We start from the raw sequence: 16129 nt of genomic DNA, 5'->3' as shown, positions 1-16129 counted from the left end.
AATTATGGATTCCGATAAAACAAAAACAGCAAACACTTCAGCAGAAGAAACACAAAAAGCCGGAACAAAAAAAAGTGCTTCCGGAGCAGCTAAAAACAGCAGTACAAATTCAAGCAGTTCAGCTTCATCCGGTACATCTGGTTCATCTACTTCTAGCACTTCAATGATGCAAAGTTCGCAAACTTCCGGTCCGAAAGATTACAGCCAGGAAGCAACTAAAGACGGTCCGCTTTACAAATTCTTCCTTGATGGTTTGAAAGATATGTATTTTGCAGAAAAACATATTCTGGAAGCTCTGCCGAAAATGAAAGCGGCAGCAACTACAGAAGAGTTGCAGGACGCTTTTGAAGATCACCATTTGGTAACTCAAAAGCAGGTTTCGCGTCTGGAAAAAGTCTTTAAAACAATTGAAGAAAAACCTGAAGGTAAAAAATGCGAAGCCATCATTGGTATTTTAAAAGAAGGCGAAAGCATTATTCAGGAAACTGAAGAAGGCACAATGACCCGCGATGCCGCGCTGATTATTGCAGCACAAAAAGTGGAGCATTATGAAATAGCATCTTACGGTGGTTTGGTGGCATTAGCTGAAACGCTGGGCTTAGAACGCGCCGCAGATTTGCTTCAAACGACACTGGAAGAAGAAGAGGAAACCGACCTCGACTTAACTGATATTGCTGAATCATTCATTAATTTCCGTGCAGCGGGCGAAGATGAAGATGACGACAGCGAAGATTATGAATACGATGATGACGACGACGACCCCGGTCTGGTTTTATAAACAATAAAACATAAAGCAAGCTTATAGGCTTGCTTTTTTAATTAAAACTAAAGTAAAGAATTAAAGAAAAATTTCCGGCTAAAACAGCATTTTTTTAAAATTTCTTTGCTTAAATTTTTAAAGCTAAAAGCAAAAAAAAGCCCCAAAACGGGGCTTTTTTTTATTTATATCAGAAGTGATTTTTATCCTTTCGCTCCTCTTTCGATGCGTTTTCTTTCGTTTTCAGAAAGCACTTTTTTACGCATTCTGATGAAGTTTGGTGTAACTTCAATCGCTTCGTCGCCCTGGATATATTCCATACATTCTTCCAATGAGAACAAAATTTTCGGTGCAATGCTGCCGTCTTTATCTTTCCCGGAAGCACGCATATTGTTCAGCTGTTTAGCTTCAACGATATTTACAACCAGATCTCCAGGTTTGTTTTGCTCACCGATAATCATTCCTTCATAGATTTCCTCACCCGGATCAACGAAGAATTTACCTCTGTCCTGCAATTTTGCAATTGAATATTCAGTAGCTGGGCCTTGACCTTTGCTCACTAAAACACCAACCAATCTTCCCGGAATTGAACCTTTGAAAGGTTTGTAATCTACAAAACGGTGCGCCATAATTGCTTCACCTGCAGTTGCGGTCAACATTTGCGAACGCAAACCGATCAAACCTCTGGAAGGAATTTCAAATTCCAAATGCTGCATTTCGCCTTTGGTTTCCATAATGTGAAGATCACCTTTTCTTTGAGTTGCCAAATCGATAACCCTTGAAGCATATTCTTCCGGAACGTCAACAACCATAGATTCATACGGTTCAGATTTTACGCCATCAATTTCTCTCAAAATAACCTGTGGCTGACCAATTGTCATTTCGTAACCTTCTCTTCTCATCGTTTCGATTAGAACAGAAAGGTGAAGAATACCACGACCGAAAACCAAAAATGTATTTGCGTCTTCTGTAGGTTCAACTCTTAAAGCTAAGTTTTTCTCCAACTCTTTCATCAACCTTTCTTTCAGGTGATTAGAAGTTACATATTTCCCGTCTTTTCCAAAGAAAGGGGAGTTATTGATAGAGAAAGTCATATTCAAAGTAGGCTCATCGATTGCGGTACGTGGCAACGGATCTGGATTTTCAAGATCAACGAAAGAATCGCCAATCTGAAATTTATCAAAACCAACAATTGCACAGATGTCACCTGCTTTTACTTCCTGAACTTTCTTTTTACCAAGACCTTCAAAAACGTATAATTCTTTTACTTTTCCTTTAATAATGTTTCCGTCTTCCTGCGCAAGACCTTTCCATTCAGATTCTTTTACAGAACCTTGAGTGATTTTTCCAATTGCAATTCTTCCCAGGAAAGAAGAGAAATCCAATGATGTAATCTGCATTCTAAGCGGACCTTCTTTAGCTTCCGGAGCGGGAACATGCTCTAAAATTCCGTCTAAAAGCGGGAAAATATTCTCTGTCGGTTCCAATGAAGTGTTGAACCAACCTTGTTTTGAAGAACCATAGAATGTTGGGAAATCCAATTGCTCTTCGGTTGCATCAAGGTTAAAGAACAAATCGAAAACCTGATCGTGAACTTCATCCGGACGACAGTTTGGTTTATCAACTTTGTTGATAACAACAACTGGTCTTAAACCTAGTTCCAAAGCTTTCTGAAGCACGAAACGTGTTTGCGGCATCGGACCTTCAAATGCATCAACCAAAAGAAGTACACCGTCTGCCATTTTCAAAACACGTTCTACCTCACCACCGAAATCGGCGTGACCAGGCGTATCAATTACGTTAATTTTGGTATCCTTATAAGTAACCGAAATGTTTTTTGATAAAATGGTAATTCCACGTTCGCGTTCCAAGTCGTTGTTATCCATGATAAGGTCGCCGGATTCCTGATTTTCGCGGAAAACACTGGTAGCGTGAATGATTTTGTCAACCAAAGTAGTCTTTCCGTGGTCAACGTGCGCAATAATTGCGATATTTCTGATGTTTTGCATATTCGTTTTTTGACCGTGCAAAAGTAATCTTTTTTGGTGAAATAACTTTATAAGTTTTTCAATTTAATAAATATTTATGTTAATTTTTGGCGAAAGTTGAATGCACGTTTAAAAATTAGCTGCTAAAACGCCTAATTTTCTGCAATTTATTTATAATCAAATGGTTATCGGAAAAAGCTAAAATGAAAAAATGCCGATTTAAGAGCAAAAAAAGAGACCTCACGATCTCTTTTAAAATATTCTCGGTAAAAGTTTTGAATTTAATTCGTTTTCAGATAGTTGTAAATACTGTCTTTCAGGTGAACTCTTTTTTTTCGGAGGTCGGTTAAATGTTCATCGGTGGTGTGGTTTTGTTCACCTTCTTCGTAGTGCTGTATGAGCGCGTTTACCTCTTCATAATTCACGTACATTTTTCGGAAAATGTCGTCATTCAATTTAAATTCGGCAATTTTTTCTTGCGCTTCGGGAAATTCCTGAGTAAGGGTGTGATTTTCCATGACTTTAAATTTTAATTATTTAATGAAATAAAGTTAGCTAAAAATCACTTCATAAAACACGAAAATTTCCTGCATTTTTGCTGATTTATTTCAGTTTTGGCAAGTGCTTAATTTTTCAGCTTCACGTAGATCTCGCCTTTCTTCTTACCGTCAAAACCTTTTTTGAAAACGTTCACCGATTCTATTTTAGCAGGATCTATCTTTTCCATTTCGGCTTTCGTAGAAACTTTTCCGTCAATATAAATATCGATTTCGTCGTTCGAGTTAAGATTGGGATTTTCGTTTGTGGAAGTGGCGTTGGTATTATAATTAAATGTTATACCGTCTTTCAGCTGCGAATTTTTTACCGCTTCTTGGGCCTTTTTTTCTGCTCCTGCGATTTTAGCTTTAAACTCCGGAGAATTTACCATTTTCTCAGCTTCTTTTGCTTTCATCTCCGCGTTGGCAATTTGCTTTTTAAATTCCGGTGAGTTGAATTTTTTAGCTGCTTTTTCAGCATTTTTTTGCGCTTCTTTAATCTGTTTTTTAAATTTTTTCGAATTAACATATTCTTCCGCCTTTTTTGCGTGAATTTCTGCGTCTTTTATTTTGTTTTTAAAATCGTCGGAATTGTAATAAGCATCTACTTTCGCGTAAAGCTGATCCATATCACCAAACTTTTGCACCAGCATTTTTTCGATGTTTTTAAAATCTTCTTTACCGTAAATTTCCTCGATTTTCGAGCTCAGATCATTTATTTCAAGATCCAGCGCTTTAAATTTCGGATTGTCGAAATCTTTTTTGTCTGCTAATTTTTGCAGTTCCTGAGTTTTTTGGTGCAAATGTTCTTCAATTTTTCGCGCTTCATCGCTTTTTTCATTTAAACGTTCCTGCAAAGGCTGAATTTCCAGCTGCTTTTCAGCAATTTTTTGCTGAACATTTTCCAGCGATTTTTCAATTTCAATTTTTTGCTCCTTATTATTAGGAGTAATCGTGTCAGATTTTAAATCATAAATGAGCTTTTCAACTTCAAGGTTCGAAGTTTTTATTTCTTTATTTTTTGCATTCACCAAATAGAAGAAGGCGAGCAAAAATAAGAGCGGCAATGCGGCGATTCTGCGCGCATAACTGAATTTTGTTTTTGATTTTTTAAGCATTTTTAATCTTTTTTTGAGGTTAGAACTTAAGAACGGACTCGTTGCTGGTAACTGTTTTCCGGAAAAGTGACTTGCCAAAAGCATCTGCGCAAATGCTTTCGTGTCCGAGTTTTTTAAGGCTTTTCGGTCGGCAAGATATTCGTGGATTAATGAAATTTCTTTTTTGATGAAGTAAAAAAACGGATTGAACCAAAAGAGGGAAGTGGCGACTTCTAAAAGTATTTTGTCCCAGGTGTGTTTCTGTTCGATGTGTACCATTTCGTGTTTCAGAATCTGTTTGCCCAAATCTGACTGAAGAATGATGGAATCTTTCCAGAAAAGATTTTTGAAAAAAGAAAACGGCGCTTCGGGCAAATTGGTGTGATAAAAGCTGATGCCTTCGAAATTTTCTTTTTTAAATTTCTTTTTCAGGCTTTCAATTTTAGCTAAACCATACAGAAATTTAACAATTAAAAAAGAGGCAATTAAGCCGGTAAAAATTGCTATAAGGGAAAAATAATCGAAATTTTGATTTACATTTTTACTTGATTCAGCAATATTTAGATTGTTTAATATTAAGTAGATATCACCATTTACTTCAAGTGTAAAATAACTTACTTTCAGCAAAGGCAAAATCATGCTGATGACCACCGCCGCAAGTAGATAAAAGCGGTTGTAATGGTGAAAAGTTTTGTCTTTCAGAAAGAGCTGATAATAGAAAAACAGCACACCAGAAGTCAGAATAACTTTGCCGGAATACATTAAAATTTCCATCAGTTTTTGTTTTTGAGTTCGTTCAGAAGCATTTCCAGATCTTCGACGCTCATCTCATTTTTTTCCACTAAAAAAGAAACTGCATTGGTGTAAGAACCTTCAAAATAATTTTTTACCAGGCTTTTCATCGATTTTCCGCTGTATTTTTCTTTGGAAATTAGCGGAAAATATTGGTGCTGCCGTCCGAAAACTTCGTAATCAACAAAGTCTTTTTCCTTTAAAACTTTTAAAATTGTAGAAACCGTATTGGTGTGTGGTTTTGGTTCTGGAAACTGCTCTAAAACATCTTTCAGAAACGCTTTCCCCAAATCCCATAAATACTGCATCACCTGTTCTTCGGCTTTCGTCAACTGCGAAATTTTCATATCACTATTTATTTAGTGATACAAATGTAGATTTTTATTTTGAATGTACAACTATTTTTATAGTGATAAATAAAAATTTTTTTTAATGAATTCATTTTCAGTTAAAAAAATCTTTATTATAATACTTCTGGTGCAAACATCTGTTAAAGCAGTTGGCGCCTGATGAAACGACTGAAAATCCATAAATATCGTTTTTATTAAAATCAAAATTTTGCCGCTTTTAGGGGCAAATTTTTTTATTTAGAAAATCGTTCAAAAAATTTATCTTTGCACACGCTCAATTCAAGGTTTCTGCCAGCGGAAATCTAAAATTTAACCTCACAACTTACGATATGAAATGTGGAATTGTAGGTTTGCCAAATGTCGGTAAATCAACCCTTTTTAACTGTTTAAGCAACGCCAAAGCGCAATCGGCAAATTATCCTTTCTGTACCATCGAACCGAATTTAGGGACGGTTTCCGTGCCCGATGAACGTTTATTTGTGCTGGAAAAACTGGTGAATCCCGAAAGAGTTTTACCTGCCGTTGTAGAAATTGTAGATATCGCAGGTTTGGTGAAAGGCGCAAGCAAAGGTGAAGGTTTAGGAAATAAATTCCTGGCAAATATCCGCGAATGTGAAGCGATTATTCATGTTCTTAGGTGTTTTGAAGACGGAAATATTGTTCACGTTGAAGGAACGGTTGATCCGCTTCGCGATAAAGAAATCATTGATATTGAACTTCAGCTGAAGGATATTGAAACTTTAGCGAAGGCTGTAGAAAAAGCAAAAAAGTTCATCAAATCCGGTAAAAAAGATGATGTGATGACTTATGAAACTTTGCTTAATCTGCAGAAATTTGTGGAAGAAGGCAAAAACGCACGAGAATTTCCAACCGACGATTTTTCTTCTACAATTATTGCAGATGTTCAGTTATTGACAAACAAACCGGTGCTTTACGTTTGTAATGTGGACGAAAATTCCATCAAAAACGGAAACGAATGGATTGCAAAAATCGAAGAAATGGCGGCTAACGAAGGCGCTGAAGTAGTAGTTTTAGCGGCGCAAATTGAAGCCGACATCAACGAGCTTGAAACTTTCGAGGAAAGAGAAATGTTTTTAGATGAACTTGGTTTAACCGAACCCGGCGTTAACCGATTGATTCGAAAAGCTTACGACTTGCTGAAACTGCAAACTTATTTCACCGCAGGTGTAAAAGAAGTTCGCGCCTGGACTATCGGAAAAGGTTGGACCGCGCCACAAGCTGCAGGCGTTATCCACACCGATTTTGAAAAAGGGTTTATCCGCGCGGAAGTCATTAAATATGAAGATTTTGTAAAGTTCGGTTCTGAAGCGAAAGTAAAAGAAGCCGGAAAACTTTCCGTGGAAGGAAAAGAATACATCGTCCAGGACGGAGATATGATGAATTTCAGATTTAACGTATAAAAACGGCAAATTTTTTAAAAATATCAAAGCGGACTTCGGTTCGCTTTTTTTTTGCCCCTAAAAATGGCAAAATTTTTCAAAAAATATTTTTGTAAATTGTGTCAAATTTAAAATATGAATACCAAAAAAGTAGCAGTTATAGTCGGCAGTTTGCGCAAAGAATCTTTTAACCGGAAAGTCGCGAAAGAGATGATTCGGCTCGCGCCGGAAGGTTTGGAACTTCAAATTGTTGAGATAAAGGATCTCACCTTTTTCAGCGAAGATATTGAAAACAGTCCGCCACAAACCTGGACGGATTTTAAAAATCAAGTACAAAACTCAGATGCCGTTTTGTTCGTGTCGCCCGAATACAACCGAACCATTCCCGGCGTGCTGAAAAATGCGATGGAAATTGGCGGAAGACCACCCAAGGAAAATTCCTGGAAAGGGAAACCAGGCGCTGTTGTAACCGTTTCTCCCGGCGCTATTGGCGGCATGGGCAGCAACCAAACCATCCGAGTTGCTGCTGCAAACCTCCACCTTTCCATGATGACGCAGCCAGAAGCGTTTATCGGCACCATTAAAGACAAATTACTGGAAGACGGCGTAACCGTGGACGAAAAAACCGAAAAATTTCTGGTTACTTTCCTTGAAGCCTTTAAAAATTGGGTTGAGAAATTTTAGCCGTTAAACGGATATTTTTTTTGAAAAAGCAAAGCAACTTTAAAAATTTTCCACAAAACTTTTGAAATTGCTTTGCTTTCACTATTTTTGTGAGTTGCCGAAAATAAGGCACGTCCCCGAAAGATAATGAGCGAAAACCAAACTGTAAACTATTCAGAAGACAATATCAGAACCCTCGATTGGCAGGAACATATCCGGATTCGTCCGGGAATGTACATAGGCAAATTGGGCGACGGTTCTTCCGCAGACGACGGAATTTATATTTTGCTCAAGGAAATTATCGATAATTCTATCGATGAATTTGTCATGAAATCGGGCAAGCGCATCGAAATTAAAATCGACGAAGGCAAAGCCACCATTCGTGATTACGGCCGTGGAATTCCGCTTGGGAAAGTTGTCGACGCCGTTTCAAAAATGAATACCGGCGGAAAATACGATTCCAAAGCTTTCAAAAAATCGGTAGGTTTAAATGGCGTTGGTTCCAAAGCCGTAAACGCGCTTTCTGAATATTTCAGGGTTACGTCGATTCGTGATGGACGAGCCAAGGTTGCGGAATTTTCCAAAGGTTTAATTACCGAAGATTTTCCGGAAAAAGATTCTTCCGACCGAAACGGAACAGAAATTACTTTCATTCCGGATTCAACCATTTTTACGCATTTTAAATTCCGGAAGGAATACATTGAAAAAATGCTGAAAAATTATTGTTACCTGAATCCGGGTTTAAAAATAGTTTTTAATGGTGAAACCTATTTTTCGGAAAATGGTCTACGCGATTTGCTTCAGGAAGAAATTGAAGGGGAAATCCTGTATCCGATTGTTCATTTGAAAGACGAGGATATTGAAGTTGCGATTACGCATTCCGATAAATCTCAATCTGAAACCTATTTTTCTTTTGTAAACGGACAAAACACTACACAAGGTGGAACGCACTTGAATGCTTTCCGCGAAGCGTATGTAAAAACTATCCGCGAATTTTTCAATAAAAATTTCGAAGCTGCTGATATCCGAAAATCAATTATTGCGGCGGTTTCTATAAAAGTAATCGAGCCGGTTTTCGAGTCGCAAACCAAAACCAAATTGGGTTCCAACGAAATGGAGCCTGGCAAAGAAACGGTGCGGACTTTTATTCTGAATTTTTTAAAGAATAAACTCGATAATTATCTTCACCAGAATACGGAGATTGCGGAAGCGATTCACCGCAAAATCATCATTTCTGAACGTGAAAGAAAGGAACTTTCCGGAATCCAAAAATTAGCCCGTGAAAGGGCGAAAAAAGTTTCGCTTCACAACAAAAAATTACGCGACTGCCGCCAGCATTATAACGATCAGAAAGCTTTGCGAAAAGCCGAAACGATGATTTTTATAACCGAAGGTGATTCTGCTTCCGGTTCCATTACCAAGTCTCGCGATGTGGAAACGCAGGCTGTATTTTCTCTGAAAGGAAAACCGCTGAACTGTTACGGCCTAACGAAAAGAGTGGTGTACGAAAATGAGGAGTTCAACCTGTTGCAGGCCGCGCTAAATATTGAAGATTCTCTGGAAGATTTGCGTTTCAACCATGTAATTATCGCAACCGATGCTGATGTTGATGGAATGCACATCCGACTTTTGATGATTACGTTTTTTCTGCAGTTTTTCCCGGATTTAATTCGAAATGGACATCTTTATATTTTGCAGACGCCGCTTTTCCGGGTGCGAAATAAAAAGGAAACGCGCTATTGTTATTCGGAAATCGAAAGGTTAAAAGCTTTAGACGAATTGGGAAAAAACCCCGAAATAACTCGATTTAAAGGTTTAGGTGAAATTTCCCCGGACGAATTCAAACATTTCATCGGAAAAGATATCCGTTTGGAACCTGTGGTTTTAGGAAAAGACCAAACGATCGATCAAATTTTGGAGTTTTATATGGGAAAAAATACGCCGGACCGTCAGCAGTTTATTCTGCAGAATTTGGTGGTTGAAGATCCCGACATTGATAAAAAAGAAATTATTGCGGAAGCAGAGGTATAAATTTAAAATTTAACGTAGGAGGTTATAATGAGGTTAAATAACAGGAATAAAGCTGGTTATTTTCAGTTTTTAAGCATTTTGGTTTTAATAATTTTGGTGGGTGGCATTGTGTTGTATTTCATTGACGAGAGTAATGAACGTATCAATTTAGGTTCGGTATTATTATTAATTATTCCGCTGTTTTTTGCCCTTATTTTTTACCTGCGGGGAAGCCAGATTTTTGAGTATGACAGTGATGGCGAAGCTTTAAATTTTCGCAACAGAAACGTTGTTTTTTTCCTGAATAAAGCCAAAAGCGACGAATTCCCAAAATATAAACTGCTGGATTACGAAATTGTAAATCTTATTTTGTACAAACGACTGTATGTAACCATCAGCAGTAAAAAAAGCAAATCGGTAATTTTAAAATACGACATTTCGTATCTCTCCGGTAAAGAATTAGACGACCTAAAGTCCTCGCTAAAAAAGGTCCTAAGTAAAAACAAAGAATAAAGAGCGCGAGCGCTAGAGAATGGAAGAAAACAACACGCACCACGAAGAATCGCTGCGCAAAGTCAGTGGTTTATATCAGGATTGGTTTTTAGATTATGCCTCGTATGTCATTTTAGACCGGGCAATTCCTTCTATTTTTGATGGTTTCAAGCCGGTGCAGCGCCGCATCATGCACTCCATGCGCGAGCTGGAAGACGGTAGATATAATAAAGTTGCCAACGTTGTTGGGAACACCATGAAATACCATCCGCACGGCGATGCTTCCATTACCGACGCCATGGTGCAGCTCGGCCAGAAAGAACTTCTAATCGATACGCAGGGAAACTGGGGAAATATTTACACGGGAGATTCTGCTGCTGCGGCGCGATACATTGAAGCGCGCTTGACGCCATTTGCTTTGGAAGTTGTTTTCAACGCAAAAACCACGCACTGGGCAAAATCTTATGACGGCAGAAATAATGAGCCTGTAGATTTACCGGTAAAATTTCCTTTGCTGTTGGCTCAGGGTGTTGAAGGTATTGGTGTGGGTTTGTCTACGAAGATAATGCCGCATAATTTCAATGAATTAATTGAGGCTTCTATCGCGCATTTAAAAGGCAAAAAATTCCAGATTTTCCCAGATTTTTTAACCGGCGGAATGTTGGATGTTTCCGGATACAACGACGGTGAACGTGGCGGAAGAATTCGGGCGCGCGCGAGAATCATTCAAAAAGATAAAAATACGCTGTGCATCATTGAATTGCCTTTTGGTAAAAATACCGGCGATCTTATCGATTCTATTATTAAAGCCAATGAGCGCGGCAAAATTAAAATCAAAAAAATTGAGGATAATACCTCGGATAAAGTTGAAATAAATATTCATCTGAATAACGATGCTTCACCGGACCGAACAATTGATGCCCTGTACGCTTTTACCGATTGTGAAATCCCGATTTCACCGAACGCGTGTGTAATTGTCGGTAATAAACCGATGTTTCTTACCGTTTCGGAAATTCTTCGACAGAATACCGATCACACCGTTTCATTGCTGAAAAAAGAGCTTGAAATTGAGCTTCACGAACTTCAGGAAAACTGGCATTTTTCCTCATTGGAGCGCATATTTATCGAAAACCGGATTTATCACGACATCGAAGAAGTAAAATCCTGGGAAGAAGTTATTTCAACCATTGACAAAAGCTTAAAACCTCACACATCGCATCTTTTGCGAGCTGTAACTGAAGAAGATATTGTTCGCCTTACCGAAATCCGGATTAAAAGAATTTCGCGTTTCGATCTGGATAAATTCAAAGAAAATATTCTGGCGCTTGAAGGAAAAATAGAGCAGGTAAAATATAATCTGGAAAATTTAATTCCATATTCCATTGCGTATTACACCAATATTCTTAAAAAATACGGCAAGGGGAAAGAACGAAAAACCGAACTTCGAATTTTCGACACCATTGATGCGACAAAAGTTGCAGTGGCCAATGAAAAATTCTATGTAAACCGCGAAGAAGGTTTCGTCGGAACTTCATTGCGCAAAGACGAATATCTCTTCGACTGTTCAGATATCGACGATATCATCACTTTCCAGAAAGACGGAACGATGAAAGTTGTGAAAGTGGAAGCCAAAACTTTCATTGGAAAAAATATTGAACACGTCGCGGTTTGGAAGAAAAACGACAAGCGCACGGTTTACAATATGATTTACCGCGAGAGCAAAGACGGAGCGTACTACATGAAAAGATTTTCTGTGACCGGCGTCACTCGAAATACCGATTACAAATTAGCTTCTGATAAAAAAGGCGCTGAAATGCTATATTTTTCAGCAAACCCAAATGGCGAAGCAGAAAAAGTAAGCGTAATCTTGAAGTCAAATGCGAGAGTTCGGAAAAGTAAAATCGATATTGATTTTTCGGAGTTGGCCATAAAAGGCCGCGATTCCAAAGGAAATTTAGTCACGAAATATCCGGTAAAAAAGGTAGATTTAAAAGAAGAAGGTCATTCGACATTAGCGCCGCGTAAAATCTGGTTTGATGAAACGGTTCGCCGCTTGAATGCCGACGCGCGCGGAACATTACTCGGAACTTTTAAAGGTGATGACAAAATTCTCACCATCAATGCAGAAGGTGATGCGAAACTCGTGAGTTTCGATTTAAGCAACCGTTTCGATGGTGAATATCTCGTTTTTGAAAAATGGAAACCTGAGCAAGCGATTACGTGTATATATTTTGACGGTGAAAAGCAGATTTATTTTATAAAAAGATTTTTGCTGGAAAACACTTTGAATGTTCAGCATTTTATGCCTTCAGAGCACCCAAAATCTTTTATTGAAAATATCATCGTTTCTGATAACGCGACGGCAGAAATAATTTTTGCTAAAGAGAAAGGAAAGGAACGCGAGCCTGAAACGATCAATATCGATCAGTTTATTTCCGTTAAAGGAATTAAAGCGCTGGGCAACCAGTTTATAAAAGATAAAGTGAAAGCCATCAATATTACGGTTCCGGAAGTTACCGAAGAAATCCACGAAGGTTTCGATGTGGTGGAAGCAACCGAAGGTCACATCAGCTTTATCGATGAAGATGTGAAAGACGAAGATTTCCCGGAAGAAGGAACAATTGGTGATCTCTTCGATTTTCCCGGCTAAAACAAGGTTTTTTTTGATTTTACCAAAAGGTAAATTTAAAAATGTGAAAAATATAAAACAAAAAAAAATCGCTGTTTAACAGCGATTTTTTTGTTAGAACGGATAACCGAAAGCAAAGTTCAGCACCGGTTTCAGCGGTTGCCATTTGCTGATCACCCAGCGGTCGCCAATTGGTCTGTTCGGGTCGTACACTTTATAAGCTGCGTCCAGACGTAGCGTAATATACGCCACATTGATGCGGACACCAACTCCGGTTCCAACGCCCATTTGCGACAGGAATTTATTAAATTTAAAAGCATCGCCAAAACCGTTGTCTTTCAAGCTCCAGATGTTTCCCGCATCAACATACGCGGCACCTTCGAACATTTCGTTGAACGGCATACGATATTCCACATTCGTTGTCAGCTTCACATTGTCCATAATATAAGCACGGACTTTTTCGTCAAGCTGAGAATCCGCGGGACCTAAGCCGCCGAAAACACGCCATGCGCGAATGTCATTGGAGCCACCATTAAAGTAAGAACGCACAAACGGCATCGTATCAGAGTTCCCATACGGAATACCAACGCCAATAAACTGGCGCAGCGCCAAAGTATGTTTGTCATTAAAAAAAGTGAAGTATTTACGGACATCAAAATCAAATTTCACAAACTGCGAAAACGGAATATTAAACGCTTTTTTGGTTGGTTCTGCAAGCACGCCATCTTCCTGTGGTTTTCTGGTGAAAAGCCCGAGCGCGTTTCCAGCCACTTCAAATTTCGCGTTCACGTAAAAAGGATTGTGTCTGTCTTTTTTACCGATTTCATTATAAATAAAATTATAAATCATCGACGAAATCAGGATATTTTGTGTCTGGCGGTCTTTATTTATTAAAGTCTGGCGGAAGGTGTTAAAATCATTCATCTGATCTTCAGAAAGACCAGTTTGAAATGCGGTATCATCAACAATGGTAGAAGAAAGTTCGTCTGATGAAATTCGTCCTTCGGTAAAATCATTATAAAGTTGCGGCGAATAAAGCTGGAAAATTTCATTCCGGATCTCCGCATCGCGCGGAAAATAATCGTAATAACGCTCTTTATTTCGGGTGAAACTTAACTGCGTGTTGAAAATTGAAAGCCGGTGAGAAACAATGTCGTTCACATTCGCAAAATAATTTAAACTTGCATTAAAACCAACTCTACCCAGACCGATATTGTTTTGAACACTTGTCCCCAAAATAACCGACGAAGTAGGAGAGTATCGTTTCGGAATAAGCTTCCAGGTTTTGAACGGCATCAATAATCGAGGAACATTTAACGCAGCCTGTGCTGAAACTTCGTATGCTAAAGCACGCTTATCATTTTTTTTCGGGCTTACGACAGAGCCAAAAATCCCGGAAACACTGGTTGTAAGGTTTTCTGCGCCGCCAAAAACATTTCGTGTTGTAAAATCCACAGACGGTGAAATACCGAAATTTAAAATCTGTGAATAATTAATATCTGTCGCAATCTTAAGATCAAATTTCGGCAGCGGCGAGAGAAAATAGCTGACGTCCAGAACGCTGTCATTTTCTTTGCGCAAAATTTCATCATATTTTATCACGCTGAAATTGTTCATCGAAGCGATATTTCTTTTGGTAAGATCAAGATTTTTTTGGTCGTAAATCTCACCTTTTTTCAAGATTATCGGACGCCACAAGGACATGGTTTTATATTGGTCATCGAGTTTGTAAAAATTGATGCCTAATAGGGAATCTTTTTCGGTATCTACGGTGTCTGCAACTTTTTCGAGCACGTGAACTTTGATATCACCGATAGTTGTAAGTTTGTAAGGAGAATCGGTGCTGTCTTTGTGGATGTCCATTGTGAGCGGCACATTTTTGCGGCTTTGGAGCGTATCGGCAGTAAAATAAATCTCTTCGTTGGAATTATTGAATTTGTAGTAGCCCGTGCTTTTCATTAAATCATTAATGCGCTTCACCTCATCCTCCAAAACTTCCTGATCTAAAATATTGTTGCCCCGTACCAAACTTTTTTCGAGGTTTTGCTCATAAATATTTTTAATCGCCGGATCGGGAATATTGTAATAATAATCGCTGATGTAGGTAGGATCGCGGTGGGTGATAAGATAATTAACCTTTGCTTTCTTCGCTGCGGAATCCAAATCATGACTGAATTTCACATCGGTGTCCCAATAACCGCGGTACACCAGATATTTACGGATGGAATTTGCACTTTCTTCAGTTCTTCCCTGATCTAAAATTACCGGCGGCTGGCCAATATTATGCAGAAATCTTTCGAAAAAAAGACTTTTGCCTACATATTCCGGGTGATCGTATTTAATGAAAAGCGAGTCGCGAAGATCCTGGTCTCTTGCCTCCGCGGGATACGTCATATATTCGGTGAGGATTGAATCGTATTTCGGGTTAGCCGCGTTGTACATCCACAAACCTACAGGGAAAAGAAACAGCTGTTTTTTGTTAGGTTTTTGGCTGACGTGTGCAGAAATTTCATCTTTAAAAATTTTGCCGTCTTCAAAGATATATTTGTTTTTTACCAAAAGATATTCGCCGTCGGGAACTTTTTTCGTAGTGCTGCACGCATATAAAAAAAGCACGGTCATTGCAGATGCGGTAAATAAGTAATACTTTTGAAAATATTTTGCTAAATGCTTACGGCTCATAAAATAAAAGTTTTTCAATCACTCGATAAAAGGAAGTTCAGACAAAAATACAATTTGTTTTTGGTTGAAGGTAATAAAACCATTAAAGAAATACCGGCTTCAAAGTTTAAAATTCAGGAAATTTTCTCGCTGAATCCTGAAGATTTAAATTTGAAAAATGCAAAAATTTCACAAATAAATGCCGTAGAGCTCCGAAAAATTAGCTTTTTGCAAAACCCAAAAGATTCAGTTGCCGTTTGCGAAATTCCTGAAAGCAAACAATTTCCACAAAGTGGTGTTCAGTTGGTTTTAGACGGAATTCAGGATCCGGGAAATCTTGGTACAATCATCCGTTTGGCAGACTGGTTTGGTATTTCGCAAATAATCTGCAGTGAAGACACCGCCGATTTTTACAATCCGAAAGTTATACAGGCGAGTATGGGTTCTTTTCTACGTGTAAATATGGTTTATACCGATATTCAAAACTATCTTCAAAAAAGTGAAACGCCAGCAATCGGAACAGATATGGTCGGTGAAAATCTCTATGCCTGCGATTTTCCGGAAACTTTCAATCTTGTGCTCGGTAATGAAGGCAATGGAATTCGGGAAAAAACGGCCGAATTGCTCGGAAAAAATATTACAATTCCACGTTTCGGAACTTCACAATCAACAGAAAGTCTGAATGTTGCGATGTCTGCGGGAATAATTTTAGGCCAGATATTCAGCAAAAAAATTAGCCGTTAAACGACTATTT

The 16129-nt window shown here is 38.4% G+C and carries 12 protein-coding genes; 7 read left to right on the top strand and 5 right to left on the bottom strand.

Annotation, left to right across the window (positions count from 1 at the left end):
- The first annotated feature begins 4 nt into the window (after positions 1-4).
- Positions 5-778, top strand: coding sequence for a ferritin-like domain-containing protein (locus BMZ55_RS02620; protein ID WP_233701872.1), 774 nt, complete (start codon positions 5-7; stop codon positions 776-778).
- Positions 779-960: 182 nt separating this feature from the next.
- Here the strand turns inward: BMZ55_RS02620 and typA are convergent, their stop codons facing one another.
- The 4 genes from typA to BMZ55_RS02600 all read right to left on the bottom strand — a co-directional run bounded on the left by typA (position 961) and on the right by BMZ55_RS02600 (position 5517).
- Positions 961-2766: a translational GTPase TypA gene (gene typA, locus BMZ55_RS02615; protein ID WP_089818391.1), complete on the bottom strand. Its 1806-nt coding sequence runs from the start codon at positions 2764-2766 to the stop codon at positions 961-963.
- 260 nt (positions 2767-3026) lie between these two features.
- On the bottom strand, positions 3027-3263 hold the full coding sequence (locus BMZ55_RS02610) for an HP1242/YdcH family protein (protein WP_089818389.1): 237 nt from the start codon (positions 3261-3263) through the stop codon (positions 3027-3029).
- A 107-nt stretch (positions 3264-3370) separates the two neighbouring features.
- Positions 3371-5152, bottom strand: a complete 1782-nt coding sequence (locus BMZ55_RS02605) for a M56 family metallopeptidase (protein ID WP_233701871.1) — start codon at positions 5150-5152, stop codon at positions 3371-3373.
- A complete protein-coding gene (locus BMZ55_RS02600) occupies positions 5152-5517 on the bottom strand; it encodes a BlaI/MecI/CopY family transcriptional regulator (protein ID WP_089818385.1) in 366 nt (121 codons plus the stop codon). Before BMZ55_RS02600 ends, BMZ55_RS02605 begins: the two co-directional genes overlap by 1 nt.
- Before the next feature lie 332 nt (positions 5518-5849).
- On the opposite strand from BMZ55_RS02600, the gene ychF reads away from it, so the two are divergent.
- The 5 genes from ychF to BMZ55_RS02575 all read left to right on the top strand — a co-directional run bounded on the left by ychF (position 5850) and on the right by BMZ55_RS02575 (position 12735).
- Positions 5850-6941, top strand: coding sequence for a redox-regulated ATPase YchF (gene ychF, locus BMZ55_RS02595; protein WP_089818383.1), 1092 nt, complete (start codon positions 5850-5852; stop codon positions 6939-6941).
- A 114-nt stretch (positions 6942-7055) separates the two neighbouring features.
- Positions 7056-7604 (top strand): NADPH-dependent FMN reductase, encoded by a 549-nt coding sequence (locus BMZ55_RS02590; RefSeq protein WP_089818381.1) that lies wholly within the window; start codon positions 7056-7058, stop codon positions 7602-7604.
- A 126-nt stretch (positions 7605-7730) separates the two neighbouring features.
- Positions 7731-9614 (top strand): DNA topoisomerase IV subunit B, encoded by a 1884-nt coding sequence (locus BMZ55_RS02585; RefSeq protein ID WP_089818379.1) that lies wholly within the window; start codon positions 7731-7733, stop codon positions 9612-9614.
- Between the two features lie 27 nt (positions 9615-9641).
- Positions 9642-10106 (top strand): hypothetical protein, encoded by a 465-nt coding sequence (locus tag BMZ55_RS02580; protein WP_089818377.1) that lies wholly within the window; start codon positions 9642-9644, stop codon positions 10104-10106.
- Between the two features lie 19 nt (positions 10107-10125).
- Complete coding sequence (locus BMZ55_RS02575) at positions 10126-12735, top strand: DNA gyrase/topoisomerase IV subunit A (protein WP_089818375.1); 2610 nt, start codon at positions 10126-10128, stop codon at positions 12733-12735.
- Between the two features lie 93 nt (positions 12736-12828).
- Here BMZ55_RS02575 and tamL read toward each other — a convergent pair whose 3' ends face one another.
- Positions 12829-15396 carry a translocation and assembly module lipoprotein TamL gene (gene tamL, locus BMZ55_RS02570; protein WP_089819384.1) on the bottom strand — a complete coding sequence of 856 codons (2568 nt, stop codon included), beginning with the start codon at positions 15394-15396 and terminating at the stop codon, positions 12829-12831.
- Between tamL and BMZ55_RS02565 the strand changes: the two genes are divergently transcribed.
- Positions 15382-16119, top strand: a complete 738-nt coding sequence (locus tag BMZ55_RS02565; protein WP_089818373.1) for a TrmH family RNA methyltransferase — start codon at positions 15382-15384, stop codon at positions 16117-16119. The two genes, tamL and BMZ55_RS02565, sit on opposite strands and share 15 nt — an antisense overlap.
- Positions 16120-16129: the final 10 nt, after the last annotated feature.

Source organism: Kaistella treverensis (assembly GCF_900114045.1).
In the GTDB taxonomy this organism is placed as follows: domain Bacteria; phylum Bacteroidota; class Bacteroidia; order Flavobacteriales; family Weeksellaceae; genus Kaistella; species Kaistella treverensis.
This window is presented reverse-complemented; position numbering and strand designations above follow the sequence as displayed.